Origin of the sequence: Steroidobacter denitrificans (genome assembly GCF_001579945.1) — a bacterium.
GTDB classification, from domain to species: Bacteria; Pseudomonadota; Gammaproteobacteria; order Steroidobacterales; family Steroidobacteraceae; genus Steroidobacter; species Steroidobacter denitrificans.
The window spans coordinates 1,527,968-1,544,277 of record NZ_CP011971.1 but is presented as its reverse complement, the minus strand read 5'-3'; the positions used below and the strand labels follow the sequence as shown (position 1 = coordinate 1,544,277).

The 16,310-nt window shown below is 60.3% G+C and carries 14 protein-coding genes and 1 tRNA gene; all 15 read right to left on the bottom strand.

Annotated elements, in window-relative coordinates:
- Positions 1 to 20: 20 nt before the first annotated feature.
- Positions 21 to 1,523 carry a transcription termination factor NusA gene (gene nusA, locus ACG33_RS06955; protein ID WP_066919854.1) on the bottom strand — a complete coding sequence of 501 codons (1,503 nt, stop codon included), beginning with the start codon at positions 1,521 to 1,523 and terminating at the stop codon, positions 21 to 23.
- A 24-nt stretch (positions 1,524 to 1,547) separates the two neighbouring features.
- Positions 1,548 to 2,009 carry a ribosome maturation factor RimP gene (locus tag ACG33_RS06950; RefSeq protein ID WP_066919852.1) on the bottom strand — a complete coding sequence of 154 codons (462 nt, stop codon included), beginning with the start codon at positions 2,007 to 2,009 and terminating at the stop codon, positions 1,548 to 1,550.
- 189 nt (positions 2,010 to 2,198) lie between these two features.
- Positions 2,199 to 2,275, bottom strand: a tRNA-Met gene (locus ACG33_RS06945).
- A 65-nt stretch (positions 2,276 to 2,340) separates the two neighbouring features.
- On the bottom strand, positions 2,341 to 3,810 hold the full coding sequence (nuoN, locus tag ACG33_RS06940; protein WP_083536520.1) for an NADH-quinone oxidoreductase subunit NuoN: 1,470 nt from the start codon (positions 3,808 to 3,810) through the stop codon (positions 2,341 to 2,343).
- A gap of 42 nt (positions 3,811 to 3,852) precedes the next feature.
- Positions 3,853 to 5,382: an NADH-quinone oxidoreductase subunit M gene (locus ACG33_RS06935; RefSeq protein WP_066919850.1), complete on the bottom strand. Its 1,530-nt coding sequence runs from the start codon at positions 5,380 to 5,382 to the stop codon at positions 3,853 to 3,855.
- 26 nt (positions 5,383 to 5,408) lie between these two features.
- Positions 5,409 to 7,424: an NADH-quinone oxidoreductase subunit L gene (gene nuoL, locus ACG33_RS06930; RefSeq protein ID WP_066919847.1), complete on the bottom strand. Its 2,016-nt coding sequence runs from the start codon at positions 7,422 to 7,424 to the stop codon at positions 5,409 to 5,411.
- Between the two features lie 80 nt (positions 7,425 to 7,504).
- Positions 7,505 to 7,810 carry an NADH-quinone oxidoreductase subunit NuoK gene (nuoK, locus tag ACG33_RS06925; RefSeq protein ID WP_066919845.1) on the bottom strand — a complete coding sequence of 102 codons (306 nt, stop codon included), beginning with the start codon at positions 7,808 to 7,810 and terminating at the stop codon, positions 7,505 to 7,507.
- Complete coding sequence (locus ACG33_RS06920) at positions 7,807 to 8,451, bottom strand: NADH-quinone oxidoreductase subunit J (RefSeq protein WP_066922968.1); 645 nt, start codon at positions 8,449 to 8,451, stop codon at positions 7,807 to 7,809. The genes nuoK and ACG33_RS06920 overlap by 4 nt, the downstream gene beginning before the upstream one ends.
- Positions 8,452 to 8,458: 7 nt before the next feature.
- A complete protein-coding gene (nuoI, locus tag ACG33_RS06915; RefSeq protein ID WP_066922971.1) occupies positions 8,459 to 8,893 on the bottom strand; it encodes an NADH-quinone oxidoreductase subunit NuoI in 435 nt (144 codons plus the stop codon).
- Positions 8,894 to 8,986: 93 nt separating this feature from the next.
- Positions 8,987 to 10,039, bottom strand: a complete 1,053-nt coding sequence (nuoH, locus tag ACG33_RS06910; protein WP_066919843.1) for an NADH-quinone oxidoreductase subunit NuoH — start codon at positions 10,037 to 10,039, stop codon at positions 8,987 to 8,989.
- 5 nt (positions 10,040 to 10,044) lie between these two features.
- Positions 10,045 to 12,288 carry an NADH-quinone oxidoreductase subunit NuoG gene (nuoG, locus tag ACG33_RS06905; RefSeq protein WP_066919841.1) on the bottom strand — a complete coding sequence of 748 codons (2,244 nt, stop codon included), beginning with the start codon at positions 12,286 to 12,288 and terminating at the stop codon, positions 10,045 to 10,047.
- 81 nt (positions 12,289 to 12,369) lie between these two features.
- Positions 12,370 to 13,677 (bottom strand): NADH-quinone oxidoreductase subunit NuoF, encoded by a 1,308-nt coding sequence (nuoF, locus tag ACG33_RS06900; RefSeq protein WP_083536518.1) that lies wholly within the window; start codon positions 13,675 to 13,677, stop codon positions 12,370 to 12,372.
- A 92-nt stretch (positions 13,678 to 13,769) separates the two neighbouring features.
- Positions 13,770 to 14,309 carry an NADH-quinone oxidoreductase subunit NuoE gene (gene nuoE / locus ACG33_RS06895; protein WP_066922963.1) on the bottom strand — a complete coding sequence of 180 codons (540 nt, stop codon included), beginning with the start codon at positions 14,307 to 14,309 and terminating at the stop codon, positions 13,770 to 13,772.
- A gap of 29 nt (positions 14,310 to 14,338) precedes the next feature.
- Positions 14,339 to 15,592: an NADH-quinone oxidoreductase subunit D gene (locus tag ACG33_RS16715; RefSeq protein ID WP_066919839.1), complete on the bottom strand. Its 1,254-nt coding sequence runs from the start codon at positions 15,590 to 15,592 to the stop codon at positions 14,339 to 14,341.
- A complete protein-coding gene (locus ACG33_RS06885) occupies positions 15,585 to 16,304 on the bottom strand; it encodes an NADH-quinone oxidoreductase subunit C (RefSeq protein ID WP_066919837.1) in 720 nt (239 codons plus the stop codon). Before ACG33_RS06885 ends, ACG33_RS16715 begins: the two co-directional genes overlap by 8 nt.
- Positions 16,305 to 16,310: the final 6 nt, after the last annotated feature.

Below are 16,310 nucleotides of genomic sequence, written 5' to 3'. Positions count from 1 at the left end.
AACCCCTCCTGCTACCCGACTTAAGCCTGTCCAGCGGCTTCGAACCAGTGCTTGCGCGCTGCCATGATGAGCGCGCCCGCACGCGCGGCGTCGATTCCATCGATCTCCAGGAGATCGTCGATCGCCTGTTCCGCGAGATCCTCCCGCGTCACGATTCCCCGGCTGGCAAGCTCCAGCGCCAGCTCCGTGTCCATGCCTTCGAGCTCGAGCAAGTCCTCAGCCGGCTCGGCGGCATCGATTTCCTCCTCGCTCGCGATTGCCTGCGTCAGCAGCACGTCACGAGCACGATTGCGCAGCTCTGTGACGATGTCCTCATCGAACTCCTCGATGCTATTGAGTTCGGAAGCAGGAACATAGGCAATTTCCTCGATCGTCGAGAAGCCCTCCTGCACCAGAATTTGCGCCACATCCTCATCCACATCCAGTTCGGACTTGAACAGATCGACCAACTTCTGCGACTCGCCCTCGCTCTTGGCCTCCGCGGCCTGCTGGGTCATCACATTCAATTCCCAGCCCGTCAGTTCACTGGCGAGACGAATGTTCTGTCCGCCGCGTCCGATCGCCTGCGATAGCTTTTCCTCGGTCACGGCGAGATCCATGGAATGCGCATCCTCGTCGACCACGATGGAAACCACCTCTGCCGGGGCCATGGCGTTGATCACGAACTGCGCAACGTTTTCGTCGAACGGAATGATATCCACGCGTTCGCCGGCCACCTCGTTGGAGACGGCCTGCACTCGCGAGCCGCGCATTCCCACGCAGGCGCCCACGGGATCGATCCGGCTGTCATTGCTCTTCACTGCGATTTTGGCACGTACCCCGGGATCACGAGCGGCGCCGAGAATCTGGATCAAACCCTGGCCTACTTCGGGCACTTCCAGCTTGAACAGCTCGATCAGGAACTCGGGTGCCGTACGCGTCAGGAACAGTTGAGGACCACGCGGCTCGGAGCGTACGTCCTGCAGGAAGGCCTTGATACGGTCCTGCGCGCGCACCGGCTCGCGCGGGATCATTTGGTCGCGTGCGACGAATCCTTCGGCGTTGCTGCCTAAATCGACGAACACACCATTGCGGTCGACACGCTTGACGATGCCGGATACCAGCGTGCCTATCCGGCTCTGATACTCCTCTACAACTTGAGCACGCTCAGCCTCGCGCACTTTCTGGACGATGACCTGCTTGGCGGTCTGTGCGGCAATACGCCCGAAGGCCACGGACTCCATGGGCACCTCGACGTAACCGCCGACTTCCGCATCGGCGGAAATATCGAGCGCGTCCTCCAGGCGCAACTCGCTGTCCGGAAATTCCAACTCGGTGGAATCATCCGCGAAAACCTTCCATCGCCGCCAAGTATCGTAGTCGCCGGTCTTGCGATTGATGGAGACACGCACGTCGGTGCCCTCGCCGTGGCGCTTGCGCGTCGCAGACGCCAGCGCGGCTTCGAGCGCCTCGAATATGATCTCCTTGTCGACGCCCTTCTCGTTCGAGACTGCATCGACCACCATCAATATCTCTTTGTTCATCGTGCGAACTCCATAGACATCCAGTCACAGCGGCGGGACGAGCCGCGCCTTGTGTATGTCATCGATCGGCAAAGTGACGGTCTCCGCGCCGCAGGCCCCATCGTCCAGCTCGAGCGTGACGCACTGCTCCGCAACTCGCAGCAGACGCCCTACGAACCTCTTGCGACCGTCCAACGGCTGCATCATTTCGAGCTTCACCCGCTCACCTGTGAAGCGTTCGAAGTGCGCCGGTCTGCGCAGCACGCGATCCAGGCCCGGCGAGGAGACTTCCAGCGTGTACTCGCCCGGGATGGGATCCGCCGCATCCAGGGTCTCGCTGACCGCCCTGCTCACCCGCTCGCAATCCTCCACCGTAACGCCTGCGGGAGTGTCGATATACAATCTCAGCAAGCCGCCGCCGCGCGATACATACTCCAATTCCCACAATTCATAGCCGAGGCCGGCGACGATCGGACCAAGCAACTCGCTCAGCTGATCTCTTAGCACCTGACACCTCCGATACGGCTCGAACCCCTCGTGGAAAGGCCCCCGTAGACCCGTTTTTCCGGCCGCAGAAACAAAAAATGGGCCCAAGGCCCATTCTCAACGGCTGTCCATGCGCTTGCGACGCCTGGCGCCTATGCGACGCTCAATCAAAAAAGGCCCTGCAGCGGGGCCCTTGGCACGCCGAAAGCGTGGTAGCGGGGGTAGGATTTGAACCTACGACCTTCGGGTTATGAGCCCGACGAGCTGCCAGACTGCTCCACCCCGCAACAGAGGGCGCAAATTATAAGGATCTATACCGGTCAATAGCAAGAACAATCGTAAACTTATGCCATCAAGGCAGCACCCGTGCGCACAAGTCCAGGAGCAGCGCCGGGAAGATGCCCAGCACCAGCACCGCCAGCCCGTTGGCGCTCAGCACGGTACGCAGCGTTCCGCCCGCCGTGATCTCGAACCGCTCGGCGGGCGGCTCGTCGAAATACATGAGTTTCACCACCCGCAGGTAGTAGAACGCACCCACCACCGACATCAGCACGGCCAGCACCGCCAGCCAGACCAGGCCGACATCGAGCACCGCGCCGATCACGGCGAGCTTGGCCCAGAAACCGATGAACGGCGGCACTCCGGCCAGACTGAACATCAGCAGCAACATGATCGCCGCAAACCAGGGACTGTGACGATTCAGCCCCTTGAAATCCTCCAGGCGATCGGCCTCGAAGCCCTGGCGCGACAGTACCAGAATCATGCCGAAGGAGCCCACGGACATGATCACATAGGTCAAGGTGTAGTACATGGCTGCCTGGTAGCCGTCGTTCGTGCCGGCGAGAATACCCAGCAGGATGAAGCCCACGTGTGAGATCGTGGAGTACGCCAGCATGCGCTTGAGATTCGTCTGTGCGATCGCAACGACATTGCCGACCAGCAGCGATAGCACGCAAAGCGCGATGAGCATGTTCTGCCAACTGGCCACGAGCGCATCGAGCCCCTCGGCCAGCAGGCGTATCGCCAGCACGAATGAACCGATCTTCGGCGCCGCACTGACGAACAAGGTCACCGGCGTCGGAGCACCGTGGTAAACGTCGGGCAGCCAGGAGTGAAACGGCACCGCGCCGAACTTGAAACCGATACCGACGATAATGAAGGCGAGAGCGAAAATCAGCCCGAGATTGGCGGCTCCGACCTCGCGCACGGCCAGCGCCAGTTCATCCAATTGCAAGGTGCCCGTCAAGCCGTACAGCATCGAGAAACCGTACAGCATGGTGCCCGAAGCGATCGTGCCCAGCACGAAATACTTCATGGCGGATTCCGCCGAGACGCCGGACTCGCGGTCGAAGGCGACCATCGCATACAAGGACAGTGACATCAGCTCCATGCCTAGATACACCGTCAGCAGACTGCCGGCCGAGATCATGACCATCACGCCCAGCAGCGCCACCAAGCCCAGGACGAAGTATTCACCCCGGAACAGGTCACGCAGTTGCAGGTACTCGCGCGAATACACGAAACAGACCGCCACTGTGCCATAGGCGAACAGTTTCAGTACATCGCCCATGGGATCGGCTAGGAAAGTGCCGTCCAGGGCGCTCACCCTGCCCTCGACACCGAAATTCAGAGTCACCCAGGCCGCACCCGCCAGGCTCAGCAATGACAGGACATAAGTTACCCAGCGGGTACGTTCGCTCAGGAACACGTCGATGAGCAGAATGACGCAAATCGCCGCCAGGAGGAAAATTTCCGCCGCCGCGGCCTGCAGCCCCAATCCGGCCCCCAGCGTCCCCGCTCCGATATTTGCTAAAGCATCCATTACCGGCACTCGCTCGAATTCATGATTTAGATCGCAGCGCTCTTACAACTTCGAGATCGTGATCTGCTGCACCAGGTTCTCGATGGTGGGGCGCATGACATCCAGCAACGGTGCCGGCCAGACGCCCAGCAACAGAACCGCCACGGCCAGCACACCCAATACGATGAACTCGCGCGCATTGACGTCCTGCATCGCCGCCACGTTCTCATTCTTCACCGGTCCGAAAATCACGCGTTTCACCAGCCATAGTGAATAAGCCGCGCCCAGGATCAAGGTCACCGCCGCGAAGAAGGCATACCAGAAATCCGCACGGAAGCTGGCGATGATCACCAGGAACTCGGCCACGAAGCCCGAGGTGCCCGGCAGGCCCGAATTCGCGAAGGAAAACAATACGGCAAACGTGGCGAACACCGGCATGGTATTGACCACACCGCCATAGGCGCTGATTTCACGGGTGTGCATGCGGTCGTAAAGCACGCCCATGCAAAAGAACATCGCACCCGAAATCAAGCCATGGGAAACCATTTGAACCATGGCGCCGTCGAGCCCCATCGCCGCCCCGCGCACGTCACCGTTGACGCGCAGCAGTTCGAACGTCAGGAATGCGCCCAGGGTGACGAAACCCATGTGCGCCACCGAGGAATAGGCGATCAACTTCTTCATGTCCTGCTGCACGATGGCCACGAAGCCGATGTAGACGATCGCTATCAAGGATAGAGAAATGATCAGCCAGTCCAGCGTCGCACTCGCATCCGGAGTGATGGGCAGCGCGAAGCGCAGGAAGCCGTACCCGCCCATCTTGAGCAGGATGGCTGCCAGAATCACCGAGCCGCCCGTGGGCGCCTCCACGTGCGCGTCCGGTAGCCAGGTATGCACCGGCCACATCGGCACCTTGACCGCAAAGGCCGCGAAAAAGGACAGGAAGATCAGAATCTGCTCGTTCAGGCCCAGCGGCATACGCTGGAAATCGGCGATCGAATAGCTGCACTGCCCCAGGTCGCAGCTTTGCAGGTACATGTAGATCAGCGACACCAGCATCAGCACCGAGCCGAGAAAGGTATATAGAAAAAACTTCAGGGTTGCGTATACGCGCCGCGGTCCGCCCCAGATACCGATGATGATGAACATCGGGATCAGCATCGCTTCCCACAGCACATAGAACAACATTGCATCCAGTGCGGCAAACACGCCGATCATCAAACCTTCCATGAGCAGGAAGGATGCGAAATATTGCCCCGGCTTTTTTTCGATGATCGACCAGCCGGCAATCACGCACAAAGGCGTCACGAAGGTGGTCAACAGGATCAACGGCAGCGATATGCCGTCGATTCCCAGGGCATACCAGATATTGAACACCGGAATCCAGGAGCGCTCCTCGACGAACTGCATTTGCGCCGTGGACGCATCGAAGTTCGTGTACAGCAAGGTCGAGATCGCGAAGGTCGCCAGGGTGGTCAGCAATCCTACCCATCGACCCAACGCGATGCCGCGATCGCCGAGAGCCAGCATGAGGAGGCCGCCGAGGATGGGCAGCCAAATGAGTACGCTAAGAATGGGCCATTCAAGTTGCATGGGCGAACTGCATAGTTAGACGTTGATTAGCGCAGCACGTACCACGCGAGCAGTGCCGACAATCCAGCGATCATCGCGAACGCGTAGTGATACAGATAACCGGACTGCATGTGCCGCATGACCACCGACAACCAGCCGACGGCACGCGCGGAGCCATTGACGGCGAGGCCGTCGATCAACGCCTCGTCGCCAGCCCGCCACAAAGCAGTCCCCAGGCCGCGGCCGCCGCGCGCGAACACGGCCTGGTAGATTTCATCGAAATAGAATTTCTGCATCAGCAGCCGATACAGCCACGGTGCCACTGCGGCGATTCTCGCCGGCAGGTCCGGGCGCTTGATGTACAGGTACCAGGCGGCCGCCACGCCGGCGAAGGCCAGATATGTCGTCGGCGCCCGCATCGCATGCAGCACGAAAGCCGCCACGCCATGCCAGGACTGCGCCAGATGCCCCAGCACATCATGCCGCGGCAGCACGAATATCGCCGAACCGAAAAAATCACCGAATAACAGTGGGCCGATCGTCAGACCGCCGATCAGCAGCGACGGTATCGCCAGCGCGATCAGCGGCAGCTTGATCGACCAGAACGCCTCCCGCGGCGGTCCGTCATGGCCATGATTGCCACCGTGGTCGCCGCCATGCGAATCATGAGCGTGCGGCTCATGATGGACCTCGGCAAAGCGCTCGGCTCCATGGAAGGTCATGAATATCAGACGGAAGGAATAGAATGCCGTCACGAACACGCCCAGCAGCACGCATCCATAGGCATAGGCCGCCCCGGGAATGCTGGAGGCGTGCACCGCCTCGATAAGGGCATCCTTCGAAAAGAAGCCCGAGGTACCTGGGAAGCCGATCAAGGCCAGCGAGCCGATCAGCGCCGTCCAGTAGGTGACCGGCAGGTATTTTCTCAGCCCTCCCATCTTGCGCATATCCTGCTCGTGATGCATGGCCACGATCACCGAACCGGCAGCCAGGAACAGCAGCGCCTTGAAGAAGGCATGGGTCATGAGGTGAAAGATCGCGCCCGCATAGGCCGACACACCCAGCGCCACGGTCATGTAACCCAATTGAGACAGCGTCGAATAGGCGATGACACGCTTGATGTCGTTGTTCACCAGGCCCAGCAACCCCATGAAGAACGCAGTGGTCGCGCCGATCACCAGCACGGTCGATAGCGCGGTTTCCGACATCTCGAACAGCGGCGACATGCGCGCCACCATGAAAATACCCGCGGTCACCATCGTCGCCGCATGAATCAAGGCGGAGATCGGCGTTGGACCTTCCATCGAGTCCGGCAGCCACACATGCAACGGCATCTGCGCGGACTTGCCCATGGCGCCGATGAACAGGCAAATACATACGACGGTGACGGCCTGCCATTCCATGCCTGGAATGATCTGGATGACATTGGCAGCGATCGCTTCGCGCTGGCCGAACACGGTCGCATAGTCCAGCGATCCGGAATAGTACGCCACGCCGGCAATGCCCAGTACGAAACCGAAATCACCCACTCGATTGACCAGGAAGGCCTTCAGGTTCGCGAAAATGGCGCTGGGCCGCGTGTACCAGAAACCGATCAGCAGATAGGAGACGACGCCCACCGCTTCCCAGCCGAAGAACAGCTGCATGAAGTTGTTCGCCATCACCAGCATCAGCATCGAGAATGTGAACAGCGAGATATAGGCGAAGAATCGTTGGTAACCGGGATCCTCGTGCATGTAGCCGATCGTATAGACATGCACGCACAACGAGACGAATGTCACCACGACCATCATCAGGGCCGTCAGGCGATCGACCAGGAAGCCGACCTCCATACGCACACCGTCGCTGACCAGCCAGGTATAGATGCTCATGTTCACCGGCTCTGCCCCATCGATGAACAGCAGCTTGAGTACCCAGGCCGAGAGCAGGAAAGACACCGTGACACCGGCGATCGTCACGCAATGCGCACCGATCCGGCCGACGAGGCGCATGCCCAGGCCTGAGACGAGAGCGGCGATCAGCGGCGCCAATACGATCGTCAGCAATGTGGATTGGGAAATCATCAATGCGTATCCAACTTATCGTTGTTCATCCAGCGTCGTCGTTCATCCAGTGTCGTCACCGGGGCCGTCACGCCTTCCCGTCAGCCCTTCATGGTGTCGAGTTGCTCGATATCGATACTCTTGCGCTCGCGGAACAGCACTACCAGGATGGCCAATCCGATCGCCGCTTCTGCGGCCGCCACGGTCAGGATGAAAAACACGAAGACCTGTCCATGCAGATCACCGAGATGATGCGCAAAGGCCACGAAATTGAAATTCACGGCCAGCAGCATCAGTTCGATGCACATCAACAGCAAAATCACGTTCTTGCGATTCAGGATAATGCCCGCCGCGCTCATCGCGAACAGCAGACCGGCCAGCATCAATACGTGTTCCAGTGGAATCATGACCAGGGCTCCGTCGATGCCGGCCGCGCCTTGGGTAAACGCGGCTCGGCAGGCATTTTCACGATGCGTATGCGGTCGCGCGCCCGTACGGCGACCTGTGCACCGATATCCTGAACTTTCAGATTCTTACGCCGGCGCATCGTCAGCGCGATGGCGGCGACGATCGCGACCAGCAGGATCACGGCGGCCAGTTCGAACGGGTACAAGTACTTCGTGTACAGCAATTCACCCAGCGCCGCCGTATTGCTGTAGCCCTCCACGGCCAGGCTTGGGGCAGGCGGCGACGGCTCACGGCCGAGTGTCTTCACCCAGACGACGCTGCCGATCTGCGCGATGACGATCGCGGCAATCAGGATGCCCAGCGGCGCATGACGCATGAAGCCGGAGCGTACGGCGGCGACGTCGATATCCAGCATCATGATCACGAACAGGAACAGCACCATGACGGCCCCGACATAGACGAGCACCAGCACGATCGCCAGGAACTCCGCCTCCATCAACAGCCATAAGACCGCGCTGTTGAAAAATGCGAAGACCAGGAACATGACGGCGTGCACGGGATTGCGCGCGGTGATGACGCCCAGCGCCGCGACGACCAGCACCGCGGAAAAGGCGTAAAAGAGTATTTCGGTGATCGACATGGTGCCTTCAACGATAACGTGCATCTGCGGCCTTGTCGGCCGCGATCATGGCTTCGTAACGCTCGCCGATGGCGAGCAGCTTGTCCTTGGTCATGATGTTCTCACCGCGGTTCTCCATGTGATACTCATGGATCCGCGTCTCGACGATAGCATCGACAGGACATGCTTCCTCGCAGAAACCGCAGTAGATGCACTTGAACAAGTCGATATCGTAGCGGGTCGTGCGGCGCGTGCCGTCGGCCGAGACATCCGACTCGATCGTGATGGCCAGCGCCGGACAGACCGCCTCGCACAGCTTGCAGGCGATGCAGCGCTCCTGTCCGTTCGGATAGCGGCGCTGTGCATGCAGCCCGCGAAAACGCGGCGATTGCGGCGTCTTTTCCTCGGGATACAGAATGGTCACGTTCGGCCGGAATATGAACTGGCGCAATGTCACCCACATCCCGACGAACAATTCGGTCAGGAAGAATGTCTTGAAGATGCTGGCTGGTGTTTTCACGACTGCACTCTCAACGCGTCCGTAGCGGAAAAACCGTCAGGACGACCATGGCCCGATCTTGTAGATCAAGAAGACGGCCTCGACGGCGATCCACACGAGCGTGACCGGGATGAAAACCTTCCAGCCCAGCCGCATGATCTGATCGTAGCGGTAGCGTGGAAACGTCGCGCGAAACCACAGGAAGCAGAACAGGAAGAAGGATATTTTCGCGAAGAACCAGAAAAAGCCGGGCGCTGCCAGCCAGGCCGGCACCGGATAGCCCTCGAACGGCGAGAGCCAGCCGCCGAAAAAGAACACCGAGGTCAACGCCGCGATCAGAATCATATTCACGTATTCGGCGACGAAGAACACAGCGAACGCCATGCCCGAATACTCGACATGGTGCCCGGCGACGATCTCCGACTCGCCTTCCACCACGTCGAACGGTGCGCGGTTCGTCTCGGCGACACCTGAAATGAAATAGACCACGAACAGCGGCAGCAGCCACCACACGAAGTAACTGAACACGCCGCCGCGCTGGGCCTCGATGATGGTCCCGAGATTCAGCGAACCGGCGGCCATCACCACGCCGACCAGCGCAAAACCCATGGCTATCTCATAGGCGATCATCTGCGCCGCCGCTCGCATCGCTCCCAGAAACGCATACTTGGAATTCGTCGCCCAGCCGGCGAGAACGACTCCATATACCCCGGCGGACGTCAATGCCAGGATGTACAGCAAGGCCGCATCGATGTTCGCCATCGTGAAACCCGGCCACAGCGGCATGACCGCCCAAGTCGCCAGTGCCGGAGTCAAGGCCAGCAGCGGAGCGATGAGAAACAGGAATTTGCTGGAGCGTGATGGAATGATGATCTCCTTCACCATCAGCTTCAGCACGTCCGCGAACGGTTGCAGCAGTCCACCCGGACCTACCCGGTTCGGTCCGATGCGCGCCTGCATCGAGCCGATCACGCGGCGTTCGGCCAGAGTCAGGAACGCCATCGTCAAAATGACGCTGATAGACAGCACCACGGCGACGAGGCCATACCAGACGATTGCCTGGATCCACTCCGGCAGGAAGGCCAGCAGGCTTGCGGCAAATTCAGGCACCAGATTCACGCCTCAGTCCCTCGCTCTAACCCGCTCTCGGCTTCACGAGCATCGCGCGTGGCCTGCAGGGCGCTTGATCGCCGCACGATGGCGTCGATCTGGTAAATGGCGACATCCAATCCGGATGCGTCAACAGCGGATGCTTTGGGGCCGGATTCTGTCTTGCCGGCGTCCGGCGCTGCCGCGGTCGGCATGAACTCCGGTGCCTGGTCGACCTGTTCACGCAGTTCCTGGATGATCTGCTCCGAGCTGGTGTAGTCGAACCCCGGCAAGTCCAGCAGATTCGCGAGCACCCGCAGAACCTTCCAGCCCGGCCGCGATTCGCCGACCGGTGAGGCCGCACCGGGCACGCTCTGCCAGCGGCCTTCCAGATTCACGTAGGTACCCGATGTCTCGGCAAATGTGCCGATCGGCAGAATGATATCCGCGTACTCCTTCGCGCTGGCGTAAGGCGACAAGGCCACGACACACTCGGCCGCCTTGAGCGCTTCCAGCGCTGCGCTCGAGGCGATATCGTGTACCGGCTCGATCGCGCCGAATACGATATAGGCCTTCAGGTGCGCGGCAAACATGCCGGCGATATCGAGTCCCGCGGGATCAGGAGCCCGCCCTGCCACACCCCGATGCGGCAGCATGCCGGCCAGGCTCGCACCCACGGCGTTACCGCCCTCCGGCAAGTAGCCCAGGGTGGCACCGGTCAGTTCCGCCAGTGCAGCGGCGATGCGACGCAGATCTGCGAATACGGGGTCGCGCTGGGCAATGGCGCCCAGCAGGATCAAACGGCGTTCACCCTCGCATAATTGCCGGGCGATCGCTTGCTGTTCCGGCGAAGGCTGCAGGTTCTCGATTTGACCGGCAAGCAATGTCGGCGGTGTCTTGCCGCTGGCCGCCGCGGCGGCAACGCCCAGCAGATGAGCCAGCAGCCCCGGAGCCTTGCTCGAGCCGGTGGACCGGCTGTCGGGCTCGGCATCCGCCTCGAGGTAGCCCGCCACGGGGAACATGTATTCGTAGCGGCGCGGATTGATGAATGCGACGTGGCCGCCGGCCAGTGCCGCCTTGCGTACCCGATGAGCGATCAGCGGCACTTCCTTGCGCAGATTCGATCCCACGATCAGTATCGAGCCGGCTTCCTGCAGTTCAGCGATCGAGCAGCCCAGGCCCGGGTACAGCGGATCGCTCGCCTGATCGCGAAAATCGCTGCGCCGCAGGCGATGATCCAGATTGCCGCTGCCCAGACCGCGCGCGATGCGCGTCAACAGATACAGTTCTTCCATGGTCGAACCGGGGGCGCCGAGCGCGCCGAGCTGCGCGGCGCCGTCACGCTTCACGATCTGGCCCAGACGTTGGGCGGCCTTTTCCAGCGCGCTCTCCCAATCGACTTCCTGCCATACGCCGTTTTCGCGCAGCAGCGGCTTGAGCAGCCGATCCTCGCTGTAGATGCCCTGGTAGCTGAAGCGGTCTCGGTCCGCGATCCAGGTTTCGTTGATTTCCTCGTTCACCCGCGGCACCACGCGCATCACACGTCCGCGCAGCACATGCGCATAGATATTGGTGCCGACTGCGTCGTGCGGGGATACCAGCGGATGCTGGGTCATTTCCCAGGCACGCGCGCGATAGCGAAACGGCTTGTTGTTCAGCGCACCGACCGGACATAAATCGATGATGTTGGCCGACAGTTCATGATCGACGCTTTTCTGGACATATGTGCCGATCTCGGTCATCTCGGCGCGGCCGATCGTGCCGAGTTCCTGGTAACCCTGGATATCCTGGGTGAAACGCACGCAGCGTGTGCAATGAATGCAGCGCGTCATGTCGGTGGAGATCAGCGGGCCGATGTTCTTGTCCTTCACGACCCGTTTGCGCTCGGTATAGCGCGAGATACTGCGTCCGAACCCCAGCGCCAGATCCTGTAATTCGCACTCTCCGCCCTGATCGCAGACCGGGCAGTCCAGCGGATGATTGATCAGCAGGAACTCCATCGCGGCGCGCTGCGCGGCGATGGCCTTCGGCGACTTGGTGAATACCTTCATGCCCTCCGCCACCGGGGTAGCGCAGGCAGGCAGCGGCTTGGGTGCCTTCTCGACCTCGACGAGACACATACGGCAGTTTGCCGCAATGGCGAGCTTCTCGTGGTAACAGAAACGCGGGATGTAGACATCCTGCACATCCGTGACCTGGATGATCATCTGTCCCTTGCGAGCCTTCATGGGCACGCCGTTGACTTCGATATTGACCAGATCGTCACTCATGCATCAGTCTCTTTCCAACCCGCCTTTCGGCGCCGCGGCTTGGCGGGCGAGATAGGCAAGTCCAGTTGCAGTTTGGGCATCTCAGGCAACGCTCTGCCGATCGCGCTCGACCATGCTGTGGCCATGCTCGACCATGTATTCGAATTCATGCCGATAGTGCTTGATAAAACTCTGCACCGGCCATGCTGCGGCATCGCCGAATGCGCAGATCGTGTGACCTTCGATCTTGTTGGCCACTTCCACCAGCATATCCATATCCTCTTGCCGCCCTTTGCCTGCGACGATTCGCTTGAGCACCCGGTTCATCCACCCGGTTCCTTCCCGGCACGGCGTACATTGCCCGCAGGACTCCATGTAATAAAAACGTGAAATGCGTTCGAGCACTCGTACCATGCAGGTGGTCTCGTCCATGACGATCATTGCGCCGGTACCCAGGGCCGAACCGACCTTGCGCAAGCCGTCATAGTCCATGGTCACGTCCATCATCATTTCGCCCGGCACGACCGGTACTGAGGATCCGCCGGGAATGACAGCCTTGAGCTTGCGCCCGCCAAGCATGCCGCCGCACAGCTCCAGCAGATCCTTGAACGGAATTCCCAGCGGCAGCTCGAGATTCGCCGGCTTGTTGACATGGCCGGACACTGAGAAGATCAAAGTGCCGCCGGAGTTGGCCACGCCGAGATTGGAGAACCAATTCGCGCCCTTGCGCAGGATGGTGGGTACCGAGGCGTAGGTTTGAGTATTGTTGATGGTGGTCGGCCTGCCGTAGAGACCGTAGTTGGCCGGAAACGGCGGCTTGAAACGCGGACGGCCCTGCTTGCCTTCCAAGGATTCCAGCAGTGCCGTCTCCTCACCGCAGATATATGCGCCCGCCCCGACGAAAGAATACAGATCGAAATCGATACCCGAACCCAGCACATTTTTGCCGAGCAGGCCTGCGTCATAGGCTTCACGCAACGCGGCGTCGAAGCGCGGCACGGGTTCGGCCATGAACTCGCCGCGCATATAGTTGTAACCGATGGTGGCTCCCATTACATAACCACCGATAGCCATCCCCTCGATCAGGGCATGCGGGTTGTAGCGCAGAATATCGCGGTCATGACAGGTGCCTGGCTCGCTTTCATCCGAATTGCAGACCGCATACTTTTGCCCAGGCGAATTGCGCGGCATGAAACTCCACTTCACGCCCGTCGGAAAGCCGGCGCCGCCGCGACCGCGCAGACCCGAGGCCTTGAGTGCCTCGATGATCTCCTCGCGCGGCGTGCGTTCGCGCAAAATGCGCTCCCACGCTTCGTAGCCGCCGATGCTGCGATAGGTGGCAAGCTCCCATGAACGCTCTTTGCCGAGCGGCTCGAAGCAAACCAGGTTTTGGGGGTATTTCTCGCTCATTGCTCGTTTCTGGCTACTCGTTTCCGGCCGGCTTTCCACCCGGAACCTCGGATCGCCGAATTCGGCGACTCCCGCGCATCGTCTTGATCACCTCAGGTGTCGTGTCCCGCGGACTTCGCCATGTGGTCCAGGATGGCGTCGACCTTCTCAGGGGTGAGATTCTCGTGATACACGTGATCCACCATCATCATGGGCGCGTTGTTGCAGGCCGCCAGGCACTCCTCTTCCTTCTTGAGGAAGAACCGTCCGTCCGCGGTGCTCTCCCCTTCCTTGATACCCAGGCGTTTTTCGACATGCGCCAGAATCTCGTCTCCGCCGCGCAGCATGCAGGAAATGTTCGTACATACGGAGATGTGATGACGACCGACCGGTTTGGTCTCGAACATGGAATAGAACGTCGCCACCTCGTAGACCTGGACCGGTGGTAATTCCAGATAGTCGGCGACCTGATCCATCTGTTCCTGCGTCAGATAGCCTTTCTCGTGCTGCACGGCGTGCAAGGCCGCTATGACTGCGGAACGCTTACGATCCGCCGGAAATTTCTTCAGCCAGCGATCGATTTCTTGACGAATATGCTCGGGCAGTTCGGCGCGATGCGATGCGGCACCGCTTTCGCCGTTCGAGCCGCCGATATCGGCCGTGTCATTACTCGTAAGTTCACTCACCGGTCGATTTCCCCGAAAACGATGTCCTGGGTGCCGATCACCGCCACGACGTCCGCGAGCATGTGGCCCTTGACCATCTCTTCCATCGAGGCCAGATGCGCAAAGCCCGGTGCGCGGCATTTGAGGCGGTACGGCTTATTGGCGCCGTCCGATATCAGATAGACCCCGAACTCGCCCTTGGGAGCCTCCACTGCGGCATAGGTCTCGCCGGCCGGCACACAATAGCCTTCGGTGAATAGCTTGAAGTGATGAATCAGGGACTCTATGTCGTTCTTCATCTGGACGCGGCTGGGCGGAGAGACCTTGTGATCGATCGGCATGACCGGTCCGGGATTGGCTCGCAGCCAATCGATACATTGGCGAATGATCCGGTTCGACTGGCGCATTTCCTCGATGCGAACCAGATAGCGATCGTAGCAATCGCCGTTCGTGCCGACCGGGATATCGAAATCCATCCGGTCATAAACTTCGTAAGGCTGCTTCTTGCGCAGATCCCACTCGATACCCGAGCCACGCAGCATCGGCCCGGAGAAGCCCAACTGCAGCGCACGCTCCGGGGGAACCACCCCCACATTGACAGTGCGCTGTTTCCAGATGCGATTGTCGGTCAGGAGATCTTCGTACTCCTCGATGGCCGCGGGGAAGCGCGCGGTGAAATCCTGGATGAAATCCAGCAAACCGCCACTGCGGCGTTCGTTCAAGGCATCAGCGTCTTTTTGCGAACGCCACTTGGAGGCCTGGTACTTGGGCATCGTGTCCGGCAGGTCGCGATACACGCCGCCCGGCCGATAGTACGTGGCATGCATGCGCGTTCCCGACACCGCCTCATAGCAGTCCATCAAGTCTTCACGCTCACGAAAGCAGTACAGGAATACCGTCATCGCGCCGATATCGATCCCGTGCGCGCCCAGCCACATGAGATGATTCAGAAGGCGGGTAATCTCGTCGAACATCACGCGGATGTATTGCGCCCGCAGCGGCGGCTCGAGGCCAAGCAGTTTCTCGATCGCCAGTACGTAGGCATGCTCGTTGCACATCATGGACACATAGTCCAGCCGGTCCATGTAGCCGATCGACTGATTGAACGGCTTGGATTCGGCCAGTTTTTCGGTGCCCCGGTGCAGCAGCCCCACATGCGGATCAGCCTTCTGGATGACCTCGCCTTCCATCTCCAGCACCAGGCGCAGCACGCCGTGCGCCGCCGGATGCTGCGGACCGAAGTTCAAGGTGAAATTCCGAATCTCAGCCACGATACTCGGCCTCTTTCTGAAATCCGGCAGGCACGTCATTGAGCTCGGCGTCGTAGCGATTGTCCTCGCGGATCACGCGCGGCACGAGCGTACGCGGCTCGATGGTCACCGGTTGATAAACGACGCGTCCCTTGGCAACGTCGTACTTGACCTCGACATTGCCGATCAGCGGGAAATCCTTGCGGAATGGATGGCCGATGAAGCCATAGTCCGTCAGGATACGCCGCAGATCGGGATGTCCCTTGAACAGGATGCCGAACAAATCGAAGGCTTCTCGTTCATACCAGTTGGCGGATGCCCAGATGCCGACGACCGAATCGATGAGCGGCGGTTCGCCCTCGCTCGCAAAACAGCGCAGACGCAGGCGCACATTCCTGCTCACCGACAACAGTTGATAAGTGACCGCGAAACGTCTGGTGATCGGCTCGGGGTCTTTCTTGCCGATGCGATTCACACCGCGGCTGAATCCGGTGGCGGTCGCTGCCGTTGTATTCCATTCGTCGCGGCCATACTCCAGATAATCCACGCCCGCCAGATCGATCAGCTGCTCGAACGCAAAGTCGGGATGATCACGCAGTTCCCGGCAGATGTCCTGCAGTTCCGCCGCATTCACTTCATAGGCAAGTTCGCCAGGCAGCGCCGGCAGCGCGGTGAGCCGCTGGGCGAAATGCGCCCCCACTCTCGAGGCCAGTGTCTCGGTGCGTTCAGTCATCGGCGA